At 56.7% G+C, this 19,927-nt stretch carries 20 protein-coding genes and 1 other RNA gene; 9 read left to right on the top strand and 12 right to left on the bottom strand.

All coding sequences use genetic code 11. The features are described from left to right. Window positions 1–202, bottom strand: a 202-nt coding sequence (locus V6936_RS16970) for a hypothetical protein (RefSeq protein ID WP_336580154.1), incomplete at its 3' end; no start/stop codon positions are given. A gap of 888 nt (window positions 203–1,090) precedes the next feature. Here V6936_RS16970 and V6936_RS16965 point away from each other — a divergent pair. From V6936_RS16965 to V6936_RS16950, 4 genes are all read left to right on the top strand, one after another. After that, a complete protein-coding gene (locus tag V6936_RS16965; protein WP_336580153.1) occupies window positions 1,091–2,056 on the top strand; it encodes a sulfurtransferase in 966 nt (321 codons plus the stop codon). Between the two features lie 17 nt (window positions 2,057–2,073). Next, window positions 2,074–3,180, top strand: a complete 1,107-nt coding sequence (locus tag V6936_RS16960) for a YeeE/YedE family protein (RefSeq protein WP_003805567.1) — start codon at window positions 2,074–2,076, stop codon at window positions 3,178–3,180. An 11-nt stretch (window positions 3,181–3,191) separates the two neighbouring features. After that, window positions 3,192–3,356, top strand: coding sequence for a hypothetical protein (locus V6936_RS16955; RefSeq protein WP_336580152.1), 165 nt, complete (start codon window positions 3,192–3,194; stop codon window positions 3,354–3,356). Window positions 3,357–3,607: 251 nt separating this feature from the next. Beyond that, window positions 3,608–4,588, top strand: coding sequence for a hypothetical protein (locus V6936_RS16950; RefSeq protein WP_240209493.1), 981 nt, complete (start codon window positions 3,608–3,610; stop codon window positions 4,586–4,588). Here V6936_RS16950 and msrA read toward each other — a convergent pair. Beyond that, on the bottom strand, window positions 4,585–5,115 hold the full coding sequence (gene msrA, locus V6936_RS16945; protein WP_059318322.1) for a peptide-methionine (S)-S-oxide reductase MsrA: 531 nt from the start codon (window positions 5,113–5,115) through the stop codon (window positions 4,585–4,587). The two genes, V6936_RS16950 and msrA, sit on opposite strands and share 4 nt — an antisense overlap. Continuing rightward, window positions 5,112–5,480: a c-type cytochrome gene (locus V6936_RS16940; RefSeq protein WP_336580151.1), complete on the bottom strand. Its 369-nt coding sequence runs from the start codon at window positions 5,478–5,480 to the stop codon at window positions 5,112–5,114. Before V6936_RS16940 ends, msrA begins: the two co-directional genes overlap by 4 nt. An 84-nt stretch (window positions 5,481–5,564) precedes the next feature. Between V6936_RS16940 and lgt the strand changes: the two genes are divergently transcribed. Continuing rightward, complete coding sequence (lgt, locus tag V6936_RS16935; protein ID WP_039944118.1) at window positions 5,565–6,353, top strand: prolipoprotein diacylglyceryl transferase; 789 nt, start codon at window positions 5,565–5,567, stop codon at window positions 6,351–6,353. A 67-nt stretch (window positions 6,354–6,420) separates the two neighbouring features. On the opposite strand, the gene ssrS is transcribed toward lgt, so the two are convergent. The 3 genes from ssrS to V6936_RS16920 all read right to left on the bottom strand — a co-directional run bounded on the left by ssrS (window position 6,421) and on the right by V6936_RS16920 (window position 7,377). Beyond that, a non-coding RNA gene (gene ssrS / locus V6936_RS16930) (6S RNA) lies at window positions 6,421–6,604 on the bottom strand. Window positions 6,605–6,657: 53 nt separating this feature from the next. Then, window positions 6,658–6,969: a cell division protein ZapA gene (locus V6936_RS16925; RefSeq protein WP_059318320.1), complete on the bottom strand. Its 312-nt coding sequence runs from the start codon at window positions 6,967–6,969 to the stop codon at window positions 6,658–6,660. 3 nt (window positions 6,970–6,972) lie between these two features. Beyond that, window positions 6,973–7,377: a hypothetical protein gene (locus tag V6936_RS16920; RefSeq protein WP_003805579.1), complete on the bottom strand. Its 405-nt coding sequence runs from the start codon at window positions 7,375–7,377 to the stop codon at window positions 6,973–6,975. A 342-nt stretch (window positions 7,378–7,719) separates the two neighbouring features. Here V6936_RS16920 and V6936_RS16915 point away from each other — a divergent pair, with 342 nt between their 5' ends. Further along, a complete protein-coding gene (locus V6936_RS16915; protein WP_003805581.1) occupies window positions 7,720–8,178 on the top strand; it encodes a tripartite tricarboxylate transporter TctB family protein in 459 nt (152 codons plus the stop codon). 16 nt (window positions 8,179–8,194) lie between these two features. Then, the gene (locus V6936_RS16910; protein ID WP_336580150.1) at window positions 8,195–9,700 is read left to right on the top strand and encodes a tripartite tricarboxylate transporter permease; all 1,506 of its coding nucleotides are present in this window, start codon (window positions 8,195–8,197) and stop codon (window positions 9,698–9,700) included. A gap of 553 nt (window positions 9,701–10,253) precedes the next feature. On the opposite strand, the gene V6936_RS16905 is transcribed toward V6936_RS16910, so the two are convergent. From V6936_RS16905 to V6936_RS16895, 3 genes are all read right to left on the bottom strand, one after another. Further along, window positions 10,254–11,939 carry an ABC transporter permease gene (locus tag V6936_RS16905; RefSeq protein WP_039944120.1) on the bottom strand — a complete coding sequence of 562 codons (1,686 nt, stop codon included), beginning with the start codon at window positions 11,937–11,939 and terminating at the stop codon, window positions 10,254–10,256. A 12-nt stretch (window positions 11,940–11,951) separates the two neighbouring features. Beyond that, entirely contained in the window at window positions 11,952–13,037 is a 1,086-nt protein-coding gene (locus V6936_RS16900) for an ABC transporter ATP-binding protein (protein WP_003805585.1), read from the bottom strand. Between the two features lie 86 nt (window positions 13,038–13,123). Continuing rightward, window positions 13,124–14,161 (bottom strand): ABC transporter substrate-binding protein, encoded by a 1,038-nt coding sequence (locus V6936_RS16895; protein ID WP_003805586.1) that lies wholly within the window; start codon window positions 14,159–14,161, stop codon window positions 13,124–13,126. 224 nt (window positions 14,162–14,385) lie between these two features. On the opposite strand from V6936_RS16895, the gene V6936_RS16890 reads away from it, so the two are divergent. Next, window positions 14,386–15,309: an NAD(P)-dependent oxidoreductase gene (locus V6936_RS16890; RefSeq protein WP_003805587.1), complete on the top strand. Its 924-nt coding sequence runs from the start codon at window positions 14,386–14,388 to the stop codon at window positions 15,307–15,309. Window positions 15,310–15,327: 18 nt separating this feature from the next. Here V6936_RS16890 and V6936_RS16885 read toward each other — a convergent pair whose 3' ends face one another. Genes V6936_RS16885 through V6936_RS16875 form a run of 3 tightly spaced genes read right to left on the bottom strand, consistent with a single transcriptional unit; the run spans window position 15,328 to window position 18,084 of the window. Continuing rightward, complete coding sequence (locus V6936_RS16885) at window positions 15,328–16,854, bottom strand: sensor histidine kinase (protein WP_003805588.1); 1,527 nt, start codon at window positions 16,852–16,854, stop codon at window positions 15,328–15,330. Beyond that, a complete protein-coding gene (locus tag V6936_RS16880) occupies window positions 16,851–17,537 on the bottom strand; it encodes a response regulator (RefSeq protein WP_003805589.1) in 687 nt (228 codons plus the stop codon). Before V6936_RS16880 ends, V6936_RS16885 begins: the two co-directional genes overlap by 4 nt. Continuing rightward, the gene (locus V6936_RS16875; protein ID WP_003805590.1) at window positions 17,518–18,084 is read right to left on the bottom strand and encodes an RNA pyrophosphohydrolase; all 567 of its coding nucleotides are present in this window, start codon (window positions 18,082–18,084) and stop codon (window positions 17,518–17,520) included. Before V6936_RS16875 ends, V6936_RS16880 begins: the two co-directional genes overlap by 20 nt. Window positions 18,085–18,148: 64 nt before the next feature. On the opposite strand from V6936_RS16875, the gene V6936_RS16870 reads away from it, so the two are divergent. After that, the gene (locus tag V6936_RS16870) at window positions 18,149–19,885 is read left to right on the top strand and encodes a proline--tRNA ligase (RefSeq protein ID WP_059318317.1); all 1,737 of its coding nucleotides are present in this window, start codon (window positions 18,149–18,151) and stop codon (window positions 19,883–19,885) included. Window positions 19,886–19,927 lie beyond the last annotated feature (42 nt).

Raw genomic sequence — 19,927 nt, 5'->3', positions numbered from 1 at the left:
TGCTTGCTTGCTTGCTTGCTTGCTTGCTTGCTTGCTTGCTTGCTTGCTTGCTTGCTTGCTTGCTTGCTTGCTTGCTTGCTTGCTTGCTTGCTTGCTTGCTTGCTTGCTTGCTTGCTTGCTTGCTTGCTTGCTGGCTGGAGGAAATACTGAGAAGGAGAAATATATAGATGGCGGCCCAGCAAAGGAACGGCTGCAAGAGCACGGCAGCAGCCCCTCCACTCCAATTAGTAGTGTCTGTATATAAATAGAAACTTGAGTGACCTCCAAGACCGAGCACTATTTAGGACTGTTAGCCGCTCGGAGCCCCGGAAAAAGGTGTTGGGTCGAGTCAGACGACTTGCCGCAGTCGGAGTTGCGATCGGGGTTACAAGCAGTCTGCTGTTTGAGCCCAAGGTTTGTGATTGGTCCGGGGGACCAATCGCTGTGCGAGTTCAGACTGCGCCCCGATGGTGACTCGGACAAGGGGACCGGCGTGTTGCGCCGGCAAGTAGTCCGCCTCAACACCCTGCCCCAGGGCTCCGAGTGGCGACCTATGCGGAACGGCTGGAACGATGAAAGCCACCCTCTATATAGATAAATCGTTCATCACTGCGACTCTACTTCCTATATGCATATAGGAGACGGGCCTCCCCAAGCGGTAATCCAGTCCTTGCCCCCTCTATCCCTCAATGCCCTTCAAAGTCCCTCTGAGTCTCAACCTCTTTGCCTCTAAGTCTCTAAGTCTCTAAGTCTCTAAGTCTCTAAGTCTCCATCCATGAGAACACCAAACACATACCCCCTCTCTTATAAAAACCGCTCTGCCTTCTCTCATCTATAAAGCTGCCTCTCTGTAGACACGCTCTATAAGGAAAGAAAACAAAGGCACACTGACCTGATAGATAGACCCAATCACATAAACACAATCGCCCCCAAGGCGAACTCCAAGCGAAGCCCCCCTTCCTCTCTACTCTATATAGATAGACCGCCCCCCTTACACCTCCAAGCAATAAGCTAATCCCCAATTCATTGTTATTTTCTGTCGCTGCGTTCATTACCATTCCTTATGCCTTTAATCCTCTAAGCAGCACCCTGCTTACTCAAGTGAGTAATAATGATCAGACCTCTCCTCATCTCCCTGGCATTTGCCTTCAGCACGGTTCTGACACCGTCTGTGTCCGCAGAACCAAGCGCAGCCGAAGGGGCTTCCAAACCAGCCCCGCTGATTTCAGCTACCGACCTGGCAAACCAGCTGGACCAGAAAAACCTGCGTATTCTAGATATCCGTACAGATAAGGAATACGAAGCGGGCCATGTACCCGGCGCTGTTCACACCCCTTACGGCGCCTATCGCGGCCCAGCCGAAAACGCAGGCGCGCTGCGCCCCGAGGCTGACCTGTCGGCTCTTTTCAGCAAAGCAGGAATCTCCCCAGACAGCTATGTGGTCGTCGCGTACGCAGGGGCCAACCCCACAGACTTTGGCGCAGCGGCGCGTGTGTACTGGACCTTGAAAGCTGGAGGCCTGACACAGTTGTCCATTCTGGACGGCGGCCTGCAAGCCTGGGAAGCCGAAGGTAAACCACTCAGCAAAGACACGCCCACCATCACCCCTACCGACTTCAGATACCACTACAACAAGGACATGGTTGTCAGCACACAGGAAGTTGCCGACTACATCAAGAACGGCCAAGCCCCAGTGTTGCTGGATGCTCGCCCGAGCGAATTTTTCAACGGTGAGAAGCGTGTTGACGCCGCCGCTCGTTACGGCACTTTGCCGGGCGCACGGGAACTGGATTTCAACAGCTTCTTTCGAAGCGACAAACCTATCCTGAAAGACACCAGCGAAATCGTGGCAATCGTCAAAGAGCAAGGGCTGAATGACAAACCCACTATCTCGTTCTGCAACACCGGGCACTGGGCGGCCACTAACTGGTTTGTCCTGTCCGAGCTGGCTGGCAACCCGAATGTGAAGCTCTATCCTGAATCGGTTGTGGAATGGAGCCGCAGCAACCTGCCCATGGATAACCAGCCCTCACGCTTTGAGGTCCTGAAACTCGATGCCAAGCGCGCCCTTAATTAACGAGTTGGTATTCGATCATGCTTTATCTGACTAGACTGGGCTTTATCCTGGCCAGCCTGGCCCTGGTTGTGGGGGTCGCACTGGTAGGGGGCCTGCGCCAAGGGCTGCTTGCCTTGTTGGGCATCGGCTTTGGAGCCGTGCTGCAAGGAGCCCGTTTCGGTTTCACGACCGGCTGGCGCAACTATATCGAGCGTCGAGATCCTCAAGGCATCTGGGCACAAATGCTCCTGCTGGTCTTGGCTGCCGCCTTCACCCTGCCCTTGATCGCCGATAGTGGTGGCGAACTGGTCGGCGCGATTGCTCCCTTGACCATTAGCCTGGTGCTGGGCGCTTTTCTATTCGGCGCAGCCATGCAACTGGCTGATGGCTGCGGTTCGGGCACCCTGTATAAAGCAGGTGCTGGCGCACCCATTTCTTTCGCCGTCCTGCCCACCTTTGCCATAGGCAGCTTTCTGGGTGCCTCACACCAGCCGGGCTGGATCGCCTTGGGTGGCTTGCCCGCCATTGACCTGAACACTTCCTTGGGGTGGCCCACGGCCTTGCTCATCACCGTGCTGGGCTGCGCCGCCGTATCCTGGCTGGTCGCTCGAGGCGCACGCCGCCATCAGAACGAGCACAAGAGCCCACCGGCAAAATGGGAAATGCGCTGGTGGATGGGGGCCTTGCTGCTGGCCGTCTTGTACGCCATCCACATGATCGTGGCCGGCCAGCCCTGGGGTATCGTCTACGGTATCGGGCTATGGGGCGCCAAAGTGTTTTCGGCATTGGGCTGGTCCCCTGTCGGCGATGCATTCTGGGGCGTAGCTCCTCATGCACAACGCCTGGCTGAACCCGTCTTGGCTGACGTTACTTCGGTCACCAACTTTGGCTTGATCCTGGGCGCCATGGCTGCCTCTCGCTGGAACCACCCTGCCAACTTCAAATCACCCAATTCCCGCACCCTGTGGGTCGGGGCAATTGCAGGTCTGGTCATGGGCTACAGCGCGCGCATGGCTTTTGGCTGCAATGTGGGCGCCTTTCTGGGAGGCATTGCCTCGGCCAGCATCCATGGCTGGGTCTGGTTTGCCTTGGCCTTTGCCGGGTCTATCTTAGGCGTGCGCATTCGTCGCCGCGTTAATCCTTGAGTCGCGCAAGCATGAGCAAAACTACTTTCCGCCTTATTACCACTAGCTTCTGGCTGCTCGTCGTCGTTTTAGTTGTAATGGACAGCCTGCAAGACTACCCCTACCGTCCCGAACCCGCCCCCATTGCCTGGGGTAGCGGTCAAGCCGCCAGCGGTGGCCACTGCTCGGGCCGTTAAACAATCCAGTCCACTGGCTTGACACGCCCCCTGATGGGATGAAAAGCAGACAGCCGTAATGCAGGCTGCCACAGCTTTCACCCTTGGGGGCTTTTTATTGTCCACATGACGTTGCGCTTTCCCCATGACGGCATGTAAATAAACAGATCTGCTGCCGGGTGCCATAGTTAAGCAGGCGACACAGCGCGACAGGGCCACCCCGTTGACGTGCTAGCATCAGGCTCGTTCCCGCCCTGACGATGTATCTACTCATGCTGAACTTCCTTAGCACTACCCTTAGCCGCAGCTTGCGCATGTTCTATACCGTCGCCCGAATCATGCTGCCCATCATGATTGTCGTGCGCGTCGCGGCGCAATGGGGCTTGATTGAGCAAGCCGGAAAGCTGATCGGCCCGATCATGGGGCTGGCTGGACTGCCTGCCGAGGCCGGTATTGTGTGGGCCACGACGGCATTGGCCGGCATTTACGCAGGAATAGGCTCCATGGCCGCCTTGGGCGACAGCTTGAGTCTGAACGCCGCCCAGATCAGCGTCCTGGGCACCATGATGCTGTTTGCGCACAATATGCCCATGGAACAGGCCATTGTGCGCCGCGCCGGGGCCAGCTTCTGGTTCACCGCCGGGCTGCGCATTGCCTGCGCCTTGCTCTATGGCTGTGTCCTGTCCTGGGGCCTGAGCAACGCCGGACTCTTGCAGGAGCCTGTTTCCCTGGCCTGGCTTTATGGCCAATCCAATGCCACACAGGGTGGCTGGCAAGGCTGGATGGACTGGCTGCAAGGAACGGCCAGCTCTCTATTCATGACTTGGCTGATTATTCTCGGCTTGCTTTTGGTACTGTCGGTTCTGGAAAAAATCGGCTTTACCCGCTTGCTGACCCGGCTCCTGCTTCCCTTATTACGCTTTTCGGGACTGGAGGAACGCGTCGCTCCCACGACAACGATCGGGGTCTTGCTGGGCCTGAGTTATGGCGGCGCCTTGATTATCGACGAGTCCCGCCAACAGAACTATAGCCCGCGCACCCGTTTGCTCGCGCTCTCGTGGCTATCACTTAGCCACTCCCTGATTGAAGACACCATTCTCATTCTAGCTTTGGGTGCCAATATCTGGATTGCTCTGGTCGGCCGGCTTGTCCTGACTTTGTTGATTATCGGCCTGATGGCACGCCTGACCTTGCCAGGCAGCGCCCTGTACAGGCGCTACCTGGCTCCGACCAGTTCTTGCCCGGATGCTTAACTTTTGACCAGCAGGTCTTGAAAGCGCTGATAAAACTTTTTGAGCTTGGGCGCAATCACCATCTGGCAATAAGCCTGCTCGGGGTTGCGCGCAAAATAGTCGTGATGATAGGCCTCGGCTTCCCAGAACGTGGAGCTGTCCAGAACATGCGTCACGATGGGTGCATCAAACTGGGACTTGATTTCCTCAATGACCTCAAAGGCCTGGCGACGCTGCTCGTCGTTCTGGCAAAAAATGGCAGAGGCATACTGCGGCCCTTGGTCTGCTCCCTGACGATCAGGAGTGGTTGGGTCGTGAGTCAGGAAAAACACTTCCAGCAAGTCCCGGTAGGAAATGACAGAAGGGTCGAACTCAACTTTAACCACTTCAATATGGCCGGTTTGTTTGCCACACACCTGTTCATAGGTGGGATGCTCTACGTGGCCGCCACAGTACCCCGGCACCACAGAATGCACACCCTGCAAGGCTTTAAAGACTCCTTCCGTGCACCAAAAACATCCACCGCCCAATATGGCTGTTTCCTTCATGAACTCTCCTTTGACGTCGTATTGGCTAGACTCAGCAGCCAGACTGCAATAGCTTGCGCTTGGTCGGCGCTGATGCGATTTTGAGCAGGCATGGGAATCGCTCCCCAGTTACCCCGGCTGCCCTGTTGAATCTGTCGCTGCAAATAAGCCAGGGTTTCTTGCCCTGGCCCTGGCGCATAACGTTGGGCAATCTCCCGAAAAGGAGGGCCAATCCGTTTACGATCCATCTGATGACAGGACAAGCACTGCGCCTGCACGAGATCCATCAGCGCTACCGTATCAGCCTTTGCGGGCGGATTAAAGATCAGCAATCCACAAAAAACTACTAATGGTAAACGGCTGGTCCAAGAGGCTGAATGCAGCATGATCCTTCCCTTACAATTTACCCAGCTCATGCCTGAGCTCGCAGTCACGCTATTATCTGATATTCATCTCTGTAATGGGCACGCATGTTAATTCACCCGCAGTTCGATCCCGTCGCCATACAACTTGGCCCCCTTGCCATTCATTGGTATGGCTTGATGTATCTAGTCGGCTTTGGCCTGGTGTGGCTGGCCGGTACGGCGCGCATTCGTGCGGGCTACGCTTTGCTCACCCGAAAAGATCTGGAAGACCTGATTTTTTACTGCGTTCTAGGGGTGGTGCTGGGCGGTCGGCTGGGCTATACGCTGTTTTATCAACCAGCCTATTACCTGTCACACCCTCTTGAAATTTTGTATGTCTGGCAAGGCGGCATGTCCTTTCATGGCGGTCTGATCGGGGTGCTGGTCACGATCGCGCTATTTGCCCGCAATCGTCACCGACGTTTTCTGGAAGTCAGCGACTTTCTGGCCCCTTTGATTCCGCTGGGACTGGCGGTTGGACGTTTGGGCAACTTTATCAACGGGGAGTTGTGGGGTCGCCCCAGCGACGCGCCCTGGGCCATGATCTTTCCCCAAGTGGACACCATCCCGCGCCATCCTTCACAGCTCTATGAAATGGCCCTGGAAGGCATCGCCCTATTTATCCTGCTGTGGTGGTTCACACGCCGCCCACGTGCGGTAGGCCAGACCAGCGCTCTATTTCTGATCGGCTACGGTTTCTTTCGCTTCATGGTGGAATACACCCGCGAGCCTGATGGCTATCTGGGTCTGCTCAGTGCGGGTCTGTCGATGGGGCAATGGTTATCCCTGCCGATGATTGTGGCCGGACTAGCCTTGTACGCCTACGCCAGCAAACGGGGCGCCCAACAGGGGTAAACCGTAACTAGCCAGGCTGATCCGAGACAAGAAAAAGCCCGTCCAGAATCTGGACGGGCTTTTTTGTAGGTGCCCCACCATTGCCGTCAAGACCGGCATCCTGGAACCGAGGGTCCAAGATCGGCTGTCATCAAGCCAGCTTCGGGTTCGTCGACGAGGACGATCGCTCCTACTGGCTAATCCAACAACCTGTATGCCAAAAGCATTGGTTCAAGGAATGTATGGTCGTGTCACGAACACGGCAGGGACTTACTGGGATGAAACGGCCCGCAAGGGACAACAAGGGACCGTATTCAAATCTGGTTCAACGCGATGTGCCCGAAGGCTCGATAACATCATCAATCATCGCGTGCATATCTTCAATTTTACGCTTGAAATCGCCAAAAGCAACATTAGCCAGCGGACCATCAGGTGCTTTAGCCGATAAAAATTCGCTGGCGATCTGAATAGCGGCCATAACAGCAATACGCTCGCTACCTGAAACACGCCCCGATGCCTTGATGGCCTGCATGCGCTGATCTACCAGTTTAACCGCATCGAGCAAACGGGCTTTTTCAGAGGGTGGGCAGGCCAAAGAGTAATCGCGGCCCAACAGGGAAATATCGACTCGTTCCATGACTTACTCCTGTACGGCCCCGGGTAAACGCATCAGGATCGAACCAATCTGGTCACGGGCCTGTCCTGCCACATCACGCAGCACTCCCATTCCCGCCCGAGCACTGTCCAGCTCGCGACGCAGGGCGAGCACCTGAGCCTGTTCCTGCTCCAGCAATCTTTTCAATTCTGCCTGTTCGGCTTGCGCCTGTTGCTGCACCACATCCAATTGACGTTGATGCGAGGCAACACCGGTGGACAGGGACTCAAACTCGTCTTGCTGACGCCGATTTTGCTGGCGCAGGGCGTCCAGCTCGGCATCCTGAGTTTTCAGACGAGCCAATAATTGAGCGCGTTCAGCGTGTAGCTGACGAGATTGCTCTACCAGTTGACCAATACGGTCAGCGAGAAAGTCGAGATCTTGCAACATGGGCCTTATCGTAAACCATTGCTAGCGTTACTGGGTAGAGGAATTTCATACTAATGATAACCTTTCACCCATCTTTCCATTACCTTTCAAATTTCTTTCAAAGCATGCCAACCCTCTCCCAACACGGTCCCAAAAAACCCTAATTTTCCGGAATTACCGGGAAAACCCTTAAAAACTAGGGTCAAGTCAGGGTTTTCAGTCTGCAAGTGCTCCATTACCATGCGTCACCCCTGTTCAATGCAGTCGGCACCGGCAGGGTTGTGGAGCAGAACTCCATCATAAAGAAGCTGACACAGGAAAAAGGAAAACTTATGCGCAAGGCAGACAAGGAGAATCCACCTTATGCAAATCAAAAATAAACAGGACTTCTGGTCCGGGGTCATGTTCGTGGTCGTGGGCGCCGCTTTCGCGCTGGGGGCCACCAGCTACTCGATGGGAACAGCCGCCCGTATGGGACCCGGCTACTTCCCCTTCTGGCTTGGTGTGTGCCTGAGTTTGTTAGGGGCGGTTGTCACCTTGAACTCCATGTCTCCCAAAGCGGAAAACACGGAGGTAGAGAAGTTTAACTGGAAAGTGGTCGTCGTTATCATCGGCGCCGTTGTCCTGTGCGGACTGACTCTGAACACCTTGGGGGTCTACGCCTCGATTTTCCTGCTTGTTCTGATCAGCAGCTTTGCCAGCCATGAGTTCAGCTGGCCTGTGGCGCTGGGCGCAGCCGTGTTTCTGGTGCTATTTGTCTGGCTGGCATTCATCAAGGGCCTGGGATTGGTATTTCCCTTGTGGCCGAGTTTTCTGGCCTGATTGGGGGTGAACGGAAATGGAATTATTTGACAACCTGATGCTCGGTTTTTCGGTCGCGGTGACGCCCGAAAACCTGGCCTACGCCTTGCTCGGCTGCGTGCTGGGCACTCTGATTGGTGTCTTGCCTGGCATCGGCCCTGTGCCAACGATTGCCATGCTGCTACCCATCACCTATGTCCTGCCGCCCGTGGCTGGCCTGATCATGTTGGCCGGTATTTATTACGGGGCACAATATGGCGGGTCCACCACGGCCATTCTGGTTGCGCTGCCAGGAGAGACATCCGCCGTGGTCACCGTACTGGATGGCCACCAGATGGCACGTAATGGCCGGGCCGGCGCGGCCTTGGCGATTGCGGCCCTGGGCTCGTTCTTTGCCGGTTGCGTGGCGACGGTGCTGCTGGCCGCTTTTGCTCCTCCCCTGGCCGAAGTGGCTTTCAAGTTCGGACCGGCAGAGTATTTCTCATTAATGGTCCTCGGCCTGGTAGGAGCGGTCGTACTGGCCTCCGGCTCCCTGCCCAAAGCCATCTGCATGATCCTGCTGGGCCTGCTGCTGGGCATGGTTGGTACCGATGTGAACTCCGGTGTAGCTCGTTACGACTTTGGTATTCCTGAGTTGCAAGACGGTATCGACTTTGCCGTGGTGGCCATGGGTGTGTTTGGTTTCTCAGAAATCATGAACAACCTGGAGCTGGGCGACCAACGTGTCGAAATCACGGGCAAGGTAGGCAGCCTGTACCCCAATAAACAAGAGTTCAAAGAGTGCTGGCCTGCCGTGATTCGCGGGACTGCGATGGGCTCGTGTCTGGGCATCTTGCCCGGTGGCGGTGCGGTTCTGTCCTCCTTTGCGTCCTACACGCTGGAGAAGAAAATCTCCAAAAATCCGGAGCGCTTTGGCAAGGGTCACCCTGCCGGTCTGGCCGGTCCCGAGTCGGCCAACAACGCCGCTGCTCAAACCTCCTTCATCCCACTGCTCACACTGGGTATTCCCGGTAACGCCGTGACGGCTCTGATGATTGGCGCAATGACCATTCACAACATTCAGCCTGGTCCACAAGTGATGACCAGCCACCCTGAGCTGTTCTGGGGCCTGATCGCTTCCATGTGGATTGGCAACCTGATGCTGGTCATTCTGAACCTGCCTCTGGTTGGTCTGTGGGTGAAACTGCTCAAAGTGCCCTACCGTCTGTTGTTCCCTGCCATCCTGGTATTTTGTACGGTGGGGGTGTATTCGCTGAACTACAACGTGTTCGATATCCTGGTCACCGCCGCCTTCGGCTTTGTGGGCTATGTCTGGTCCAAGCTGCGCTGCGAGGGAGCCCCGTTGCTGCTGGGTCTGGTGCTGGGACCGATGATGGAGGAGAATTTCCGTCGCGCCCTGCTGCTGTCGCGCGGTGATTACACCACCTTCGTGACGCGTCCCCTGTCCCTGTCCCTGCTGGTTCTGGCGATCTTCCTGGTTATTGTGGTTGCCCTGCCATCCGTGAAGAAAAAACGCGAAGAAACCTTCGTGGAAGAAGACTAAACAACAGGCAATACCCGCTCTGTGTGAACACGTTTCCGTGCTCACACAGGGCAAGAAAAAAACCAAGGCCCGATTCCCTCTCTCCACGGAATCAGGCCTTTTTTCTTGCCCGTCAGCTTTTCTCCAAGGCGCCCAACAAGAGGGAAAAATATCTGGACCAGAGTGAGCCCGCCCTCTCGCCAAGGAGCAAGGCAGGGGAGCTGTCATGCCGCCGTCTGTCTTGCCGCAGCTTGTCATCCGTGCCTGGGGCCGGAGAAGCAGCAAGGCTCGCGCCGAGCGCTCTGCCCGGCACTTGAACAATCCAGCCCCCTTCAATTCGCTGCCAGACGAGCAACACCGCCTGCACGCGTGCACCGCCTAAGCGCCCCCCCTACGCGCACCGCGCAACAACATACCGAGGGCAGACCGGAATCATCCAGAGACGCCAGACAACACCCCTCTCACAACAAGCATAGCGCCACAGAAAGACAAAAAAAGACTGCCTGGCTCCAAACAACGATGGCCTGAGTCCCTCTCGAAACCCAGGCCATTAGATAAACCACCCGCGTAAGGCTTACATGGTGCCTTGACGGCGCTTGTAGAAATTACCGATGTACATGGCCAACAGCACCAGCACGGTGGAGATCAAAATCATGATGATCCCCAACGCCGAGAGCTTGCCCCACAAACCGTCCTCGGCATAGCTCAGCACTTGCACAGCCAGTACTTCCGTGCCCGGGCGGGACAGCACCACCGATACCGTCAACTCACGGATAAACATGGTTGCCATCAAGATCCAGGCAGAGACCACACCGGGAATCAGCAAAGGAATGATGATTCGACGCATGGTGGTCCAGGAGCTGGCTCCGGCCACGGCTGAAGACTCTTCCAGGTGCGCATGCACCTGTACAAAGGCGGCTGATAAAGGCCGGATACCGTAAGGCAGATAAGCGGCGATATATGCCAGCAACAAGGCGGTCAGCGTGGCATACAAGGGCGTCTGCACAAAGAACCACATAAAGCCAATACCGATCACAATTCCCGGAAAAGAAAACGACAGGAAGCTCAGGGTATCCAGCAGTGCTGCGGCTCGGGTTCGCAACTTGACCACCACGTAGGCCACAAAAAGCGACAGCAGCACACCCAGACTGGCGCCGACCACCGCCAGGAACAGACTGTTTTTCATCGCCACCTTGGAGATCGGGTCCTGAATGACATCAATCCAGTTCGCCCAGCTCATCAGGGAGAAGGCTCGCGCACTAGGCACCATGGAGTAAGGAATCATGGAGGTATAGAGCAGAACCGTCACTGGCAAAACCACCATCAGCAGGCTGATAATGCCCACAATGATGAACAGGGGGATTTTGGCGCGACGCAGCTCCAGCTGAGTCGGCTTGAAACCGCGACTGGAAATGGTCACATACTTGCTGCTTTCTGCCGTCATGTAGCGGTACAGCGCAATCAGGGCAATCGAGGCCGACAGCACGCTCATGCCCAAGGCGGCCGCCTTGCCGTAATCCGGCGCGAAGCCCGTCGAGATCATCTCGAACAGATAGGTCGCCAGCACATCTACCCGACCTGGCGTACCCAGCACTCGGGGCACCGCATAAGAAGCCAGAGCGCGCACAATCGCCAAAATGAAGGCAGCCATGATGGCTGGACGCAGAATCGGCAAGGTAATGCGCACCAGAGTACGCCACAGACCGCCCCCGAAGACGCGTGAGGATTCCTCCATGGACACGTCAAAAGAGGCCATGGCAGGGGCAATAATCAGATAGGCCACCGGCATGTTCAACAGGCCTTCGACCAGAATCATTCCCCACAACGAATAGATGTTCAGTGGCGCCTCCTGCAAGCCCAGTGTGTCTTGCAGGAACATATTGATCAAACCGTTGGACGGATTGAGCAACAGTGCCCAGCTTACCGAGAACAAGAGGTGCGGAATCATCATGGGCACGATGGACAGCACGGTGAACACCCCTTTCATGGGCATGTTGGTACGGGTGTTCAGATAAGCCAGAAAAACCGCCAACGCGGTAGAAAACAGCGAGGACCCCAGGACAAAGACCACCGTATTGAAGGTGACTTCCAGCAAGAAGGGATCGGTATAAGCGGCCACATACTTGGCCGTGGTGAAAGAACCAAAGGCGGTCAGCCCCTGAGAGAAACTGCCCAGCAGCAACATCAGAACCGGGCACAGCGTCAAAAAGCCGACAATGAGAATAAGCGACCAACTCAATGGTCTGCGCGTGTTATTCATGATGACCCGCCCTTATGCCGACAACAGCATGCAGTGTTCAGGGCGCAGGTTAAAGCGCACGGTGTCGCCCTCCTTCACCTTGACATCCGGGTCGATGCATACCAGCAACTGTTCCTTGCCCACCCGAACCTCGGCCTCGTAGGACTCGCCTACAAACTCCAGCGCCTGAACCTGGCCATGGAACAAGTTTTGTCCCATCTCGCTGGACTGGCTGCTGACACGAATGAATTCAGGACGAATACACAGGGTGACGTCAGTGCCCACTGGCAAATCACGTTTCTTGCAATGCAGTTGCCCCAGCTCGCATCCCACGATAGTGGCATCAACGCGCTGCTCCAGCACCTTGGCACTGATCTGATTGGCTCGACCAATAAAGTCCGCCACAAACCGGTGGTCGGCATCGAAGTAGATTTTTTCTGGCGTACCGATTTCCAGAATCTTGCCGCCACGCATCACCGCAATGGAGTTGGACAAGGCCAGGGCCTCTACACGGTCGTGCGTCACATACACAGCCGTAATGTCCAGACGGCTCAGGAACTCGCGCAGTTCCTTGCGCGTTTCTTCGCGCAGCTTGGCATCCAGGTTACTGAGCGGCTCGTCAAATAGAATGACTTTAGGCTCGGCCACCAGGGCTCGCGCCAGGGCCACGCGCTGTTGCTGCCCGCCCGACAGCCGCGTGGCGGAACGCTGGTCCACCCCTTCCAGCTGCACAAACTTCAGGATATTCGCCACTTTTTCCCGAATCACCTCTTTGCGTTCGCCACGCACTTGCAGCGGATAAGCAATATTGTCGAACACCGTCATGTGGGGCCAGATGGCATAAGTCTGGAACACCATGCCCAGACCGCGCTTTTCCACCGGTACAGCAATATTTTTGGCGCTGGACCAGACGATCTCGTCGCCAATGCGGATTTCACCCTCGTCGGGTGTTTCCAGGCCGACAATGCACCGTAGCAGCGTGGTTTTACCGCAGCCGCTCGGTCCTAACAGTGTGAAAAACTCATTAGCGGGAATCGTCAGGTTGATATTGTCCAAAGCTTTGAAGGTTTTGCCCTCTGAGACATAGGTCTTGCTCAGGCCGGTAATTTCAATTTGCATAATGAGTCAATGTTTTCTATAAAAATGAGGCGAGGCGCCGAGGCGCCCCGTTTTTTCTGATGAATCAGTCGTTCTCGTGCTGTCGATTAGCGAACGGCAAAGATGCGGCTGAATTCGCGGCCCCAACGGACCAGTTCTTCGTCACTCAGATCGCGAATCGGCTCGACCTTGGCTTTATCAATACCAGCTACCGGCGGATGCACCCCAGGAGCCAGCACGTACTCACCGACCTTGTTGGCCAAAATACCCATGGCTTCATTGCCCAGCCAGAAATCCAGGAAAACGCGGGCGGCATCAGGATGCGGTGCGTTCTTGGTCAAGGCGATAGCACGGGGCGAACCCAACAGAGGTTGACCCGACATGGGGCCCCAGGCCAAGGGCGCTGGTGATTTGGTCACGATGTACTTGGGCATGGAAATGGCGACCAACTTCTCACCACTTTCAATCGGCGCAGGCGTAGGCCCAAATGAGGCCACGAACATGGGCTTGTTGGCCGCCAGGCCTTTGAGAAAGTCCAGCCATTGCTCTTCGCTGCTAAACACCTTTTCTTTCAAGCCAATCAGCCAGCCAATCGTGGAGGGGTGATTGGAGGGGTTAGCCATCACAATCTTGTCTTTCCATTTGGGATCGGCCAGATCTTCGTAGCGCTGCGGAGCGTCCTCGGCTTTGAGGTGGTCCGTATTATAGATATAAGACACATATTCGATGCCAAACTGGATAATCGAATCGTCTTGGATTGCCCATTCGGGATAGCCTTGTACGGCTTCGGACTGATGCGGGATCAGCACGCCCTGCTCTTTGAGCAGTTGCAGCATGGGCAGGGGAGCCTGGACCACGTCGGCCATCAGCTTGCCAGCGTTGAACTCGGTCAGAATCGTGGGAATGAATTTGGAACTGGCAATACGGGTGTACTTGCCTTCAATGCCCTGCGACTGCTGCAGCGCCTTCATGATGGGCTCTACCGCCGTGATATTAGCGTAAAAAACAGCTTCGCCCTGGGCCTTCGCTTTTTCCAGGACGGCGGCGTCTGCCGCCCACGCCGCCCATGGCAAAGAGGTACCCATAGACGCCAGTCCAGTAGCACCAGCCAGCTTCAAGAAACGACGACGATCGAAAGTGGTCATAAGGTTCACATTCCGGTTAATTAGCTAGGAAATAATGTGGGCCCATCATAATTCAGAAAGGCTAATCCCATTTATTACAGATCTATGACTGGTTTAGAACATGAGGGGGCTGACGGCGTCAAGCGCCAAACGCGTTGCCGGGTATTTGCCGGTACAACGATCTGGTCCGAAAAGCTGCGTTAAGCTCTCCGTCTGACAGAATGATTCTTAAGGAGATCGACACGGTGAGTTACGCCATTGAAGCTAAACACTATGACAGCGTCACCCCGCAAAAAGTGGCTTTCATCGGTCTGGGTGTCATGGGTTACCCGATGGCGGGACATCTGGCCCAAGCGGGACATCAGGTGACGGTGTACAACCGCAATCAGGCCAGGGCGCAACAGTGGAGCACGCAGTTCCAGCAAGAATGGGCCTGCACCCCTGCACAGGCAGCAGCTCAAGCGCAGGTGGTGATGGCCTGCGTGGGCAACGACGATGACTTGCGCGCTGTCTTTCTGGGCCCCGATGGTGCGCTGGCCGGCATGAAAGCAGGCAGTCTGTTCATAGACCACACGACGGCCTCCGCCCAGGTGGCCCGGGAACTCAGCGCGATAGCCGCCGACCAGCATGTCTCGTTTATCGATGCCCCTATTTCGGGCGGGCAGGCGGGCGCTCAAAAAGGCATGCTCAGTATCATGTGTGGTGGGCAGGAAAAGGATATGGAGCGAGCCCGCCCCTTGATGATGAGCTACGCCCAGGCCTGCACCCTGATGGGGCCTACAGGTTCGGGACAGTTGTGCAAGATGGTGAACCAGATTGCGGTGGTCGGCCTGCTGCAAGGACTGGCCGAAGCCATGGCGTTTGGTGAACAGGCCGGGCTGGATATGGAACGGGCGCTGTCCGTCCTGAGCAAGGGCGCCGCCCGGAGCTGGCAAATGGACACCAAGGGACCAACCATGCTGGCCCGAGACTTTCAACCCGGCTTTACCGTGAACTGGATGTTGAAGGACCTGGACCTGGTTGCGCAGGAGGCGCTGCGCAATGGGGCCCAGTTGCCTGCTACCCGATTGATTCAGGAGCAGTTTGCCAAGATTGCAGCACAAGGCCATCAGAATCTGGACATTTCGGCCCTGTTCACTTTGCTGGCCCACTCTCGTGATGCGGGGTAATCCTGCGCTTTAGGGAAATCAGGTGCTTGATCCTGACGCAGGGGAGTTCGGTGGCAGCAAAGGCAGACGAAGTGTTGCCTTCAACCCATAGCCGCCCATATCGTTGGGCTCGCCATCGGTCAGCACGATCGTACCGCCATTGCGCTCGGCATAGGCAAGCGCAATGGCCAGCCCCAGGCCGGAACCTGAGCCGCGCCCACCCTTGCGTGCCGGGCCGCCCCGATCAAAGCGAACAAACACGCTTTCACGCAGGCTGGCGGCCAAGCCCATGCCATTGTCAGTCACACTGATCCACGCCAGTTTGTCGTCATGTCCGGCTGATACGGTAATGGCGCTGCCACTGCCGGCATGATTGATGGCGTTATGAATCAGATTGGAGACGGATTCATGAATCTCAGCATCGCTGGCATAGACCCACAACGGCGCCTGTTCGCCTTCCTCACCCGGCCCGATCCACCCCAGATCCTGACGGTGCTCGCGCGCCAGAGGCAGATATTGCAGCACCACTTCACGCCCCAGGCTGGCCAGATCAACCGGCCCCTGGCTCATGCTGGTCGTGTGGCTGGCATGAGCCAGAGCCAATAATTGCTCGGTAAGACGAGTGGCCTGCCCCAGCTGTTTGATAATCGCCCCCAAGGACTCACGCACTCGTTCGATGTCCGGTTCACGGCGGGCATACTGCGCCTGGGTATGAATAATCGCCAGGGGAGTGCGTAACTGGTGTGAGGCGTCCGCCAGAAACTGGGCCTGCCTATCCAACACGGAACGGTACAACTCGATATGGTGATTGACCGAGCGGACCAAAGGAACAACCTCTCGCGGCACGTCTCGCTCATCCAAAGGCTGCAAATCGTCCACACTGCGATTGCGCACCTCCTGACGCAGAGCCTGTAAGGGGCGCAGGGCCCAGGCTACCGCGAACCACACCAGCAACACGGCAAACAGCAACATGCGCAGATTGCGGAAAATGCCCTCTCGCCAGGCCTCCTGCTGGGTACGCAAACGCAAATCCATGCTCTCGCCCACCATCACCAGCACTTGCCTGTGTTGGCCCTTATAGTGCAAGTCGCGCCACAAGGCCACCATACGCACGGTGTCATTACGAAAGTAGGAATCGTAGAAAACAGGCACACCTTCGTGATCGGCCAGATACGATGGCCGGGGCAAGCCCTCCATCCCCAGCAAGGTACGCCCTTTTAACTGCGTGGCATCCGCGCCACCCAGATTACGCACCAGGGGAATCACTTCCTCTACCCGAAAGTATTTGCGATTGCCCGGCCGGGACTCCAGCATGACCTGGGCATAAAAAGGCGGGTCAATGCGCAAACTGCCATCTGCATTAAATTCCACGCTGGTCTCAAGGACCTTGGCCGGCTCCAGCAAGGCGCTGTCGTAGACATTTTCCGTGACGGCGTTCATGGCCCGATAATCTTCCCAGCTGTCGTACAACAACAGGGCCACCACCCCTGGTATCAGCAATACCAGCAGCCAAAAGCGCAAACTGCCTTGCCAGACAGTGGCGGGGGGCGAGGAAGGGGCCGTCATGAAACGCCGGATTCCGCCTCGAGTACTTCCAGCATATAGCCCAGGCCGCGCACGGTGACAATATGCACATCGCTATTGGCCAGCTTCTTGCGCAAGCGGTGCAGCACAACTTCGATGGCGTCCGGACTGGCGTCGCTGTCATGCTCGAACACCCGGGCGAACAGCTGAGATTTCTCAACCGGCATGCCCGAGCGGCTGATCAGCACCAGCAAGGCCGCGTGTTCACGCGGCGTCAAATGCACAATGGCGTTGTCCAGCAGGAAGGCCCGACTTTCCGGGTTGTATTCCAGCGAACCGCAACTGAGCACCGGAGCCACGCGCCCCCGGCTGCGTCGCACCAAAGCGGCCAGCCGGGCTTCAAGCTCTTCCAGGGCAAAGGGCTTGGTAAGAAAATCGTCTGCGCCCAGATTCAGGCCGCGGACACGGTCCTGCAAGGCGCCCTGAGCGGTCAGGATCAACACAGGCGTGTGATCGCCGCGCTCGCGCATCTCGCGCAATAGCACCAAGCCATGTTTATCAGGCAGGCGCAAGTCCATGACCACGGCATCGTAGTCATGGGCGGCCAACAGTACTTCTGCCGAGCGGGCATCGTGAGCGGGATCGGGCAAAAAACCACTTTGCGCCAAGGCCCGCTCCAGCCATGCGGCCATTTCCCGCTCATCTTCAACCAATAATATGCGCATGATCCCTGCTATCTACGGTATCGGCATCCACTGCGCTTTGTGGGCGCTGACGTAAATAACGATTCTCCTGACGCCGACGGAACAAAATATCCGACAGCTCGTTCAGCGCTTGCTGATAGACTTCCCGCTTGAACTCAATGACTGAATCAAGTGGCACCCAATACTGACTCCAACGCCATGCATCAAACTCCGGCGTCGAGGAGGAACGCAGGCAGACATCACTGTCTCGCCCGACCAGCCGCAACAAGAACCAGATTTGTTTCTGGCCCTTGTAGTGGCCACGCGCCTCCCGACGTACAAAATGATTGGGCACGTTGTAGCGAAGCCAATCTCGCGTCCGGCCTAATATACGGATATGCTCAGGCAGCAAGCCCACTTCTTCGTGCAGTTCGCGGTACATCGCCTGTACGGGTGTTTCACCGTATTTGATACCGCCTTGCGGGAACTGCCAGGCATGTTCCCGAATACGCTTGCCCCAAAAAACCTCGTTCTTGCGATTAACGAGGATAATTCCGACATTAGGACGGTAGCCTTCACGATCTAACATAGGCCACCTCTAACGAATTCAATACAATTAGATCTGATTATACGTACCTGACGAGTTCCCTACCATGCATGCTAGCCAGTATCACATTAATACCCTGAAAGAAGCGCCTACCGAGGCCGAAGTTGCCAGCCACCAGCTCATGACGCGCGCCGGCATGATCCGCAAAGCGGCCGGCGGCATCTACACCTATATGCCCATGGGCCTGCGCGTCTTGCGCAAGATTGAAAACATCATCCGTCAGGAAATGGACCGCTCCGGCGCCATTGAGCTGCTGATGCCTGTGGTCCAGCCTGCCGAGCTCTGGGTAGAGTCGGGCCGATGGGAGAAATATGGTGACGAACTGCTGCGCATCAAGGATCGTCATCAGCGCGATTTCGTGCTGCAGCCCACCTCCGAAGAAGTCATCACCGACATTGCGCGCAACGAGATTCACAGCTGGCGCCAGTTGCCCGTCAATTTCTACCACATTCAAACCAAGTTCCGTGACGAGCGTCGTCCCCGCTTTGGCTTGATGCGCGGCCGCGAATTCACCATGAAGGACGCCTACTCCTTTGACCGTAACGCCGAGGACGCGCAGGCCAGCTACGACAATATGTACGCAACCTACATGCGCATTTTCGGTCGTCTGGGCCTGAATTTCCGTGCTGTGGCCGCTGACACGGGCTCCATTGGCGGCTCGCGCAGCCATGAATTCCAGGTTATTGCTGACACGGGCGAGGACTTGCTGGTCTACAACCCCGACACGGACTACGCTGCCAATATCGAACTGGCCCCTGCTCCTTGCCTGCTGGCCGAACGCGCCGCACCTGGACAGGCGCTGGTCAAGACAGCCACCCCCGACGCACCCAAATGCGAGCTGGTTGCCCAGCAACTGGGGCTGGATCTGACCGCCACCGTCAAGTCCGTGGTGCTGGCCACAGAGGTCGAAGAAGACGGACAGACCAAAACAACAGTCCACCTGCTGCTGGTTCGCGGCGACCATGAAGTCAACGATATCAAGGTCTCCAAGCTGGCTGGCTTTGAAAAAGGCCACCGTCTGGCAACGGAAGAGGAAATTGTGTCCACTTTTGGCTGCAAGCCTGGCTATCTGGGCCCCATCGGCACGCGCCAGCCTGTGCAAGTGATCGCCGACCTGACCGTCGCCAACATGAGCGACTTTGTGTGTGGCGCTAACGAAGAAGGCTTTCACTACACGGGTGTGAACTGGGGACGCGATCTGCCCGAACCCATCACGGCGGACCTGCGCAACGTGGTGCATGGCGACCCTGCCCCCGAAGGCGGCAAGCTGGCCATCCAGCGCGGTATTGAAGTGGGCCACGTTTTCTTCCTGGGTGATGTGTACTCCAAGAAGCTGAACGCCACCTTTTTGGAAACGGATGGTAAACCGGCTGTCATGCAAATGGGCTGTTATGGCATTGGCGTCAGCCGCATTGCCGCCGCTGCCATCGAGCAAAACCATGATGAACGCGGCATGATCTGGCCTCGCGCCCTGGCCCCCTTTGAAGTGGTGATCTGCCCGATTGGCTTTACCAAGAGCGATGCCGTGCGCCAGACCGCTACCGACCTGTACAAGCAGCTCAGGGAACAGGGCGTGGATGTCATTCTGGACGACCGCGATGCCCGCCCCGGCATCATGTTTGCCGACTGGGAGCTGATTGGCGTGCCCTTGCGCATTACCATCGGCGAGCGGGGCCTGAAAGAAGGCGTGGTTGAAATGCAGGCACGCCGTGACGCCAGCAGCACCCACGTCCCGGTCGAGCAGATTGCTCAGGTCAGCGTGGAGCGTCTGGCAACACTGTAAGGACTTCCAGCAGGGCAGGCACGCAGCCTGCCCTGCCCGTCA

The organism is Alcaligenes sp. CHO6, from assembly GCF_037120595.1.
Classification (GTDB): domain Bacteria; phylum Pseudomonadota; class Gammaproteobacteria; order Burkholderiales; family Burkholderiaceae_B; genus Alcaligenes; species Alcaligenes ammonioxydans.
This window is presented reverse-complemented; position numbering and strand designations above follow the sequence as displayed.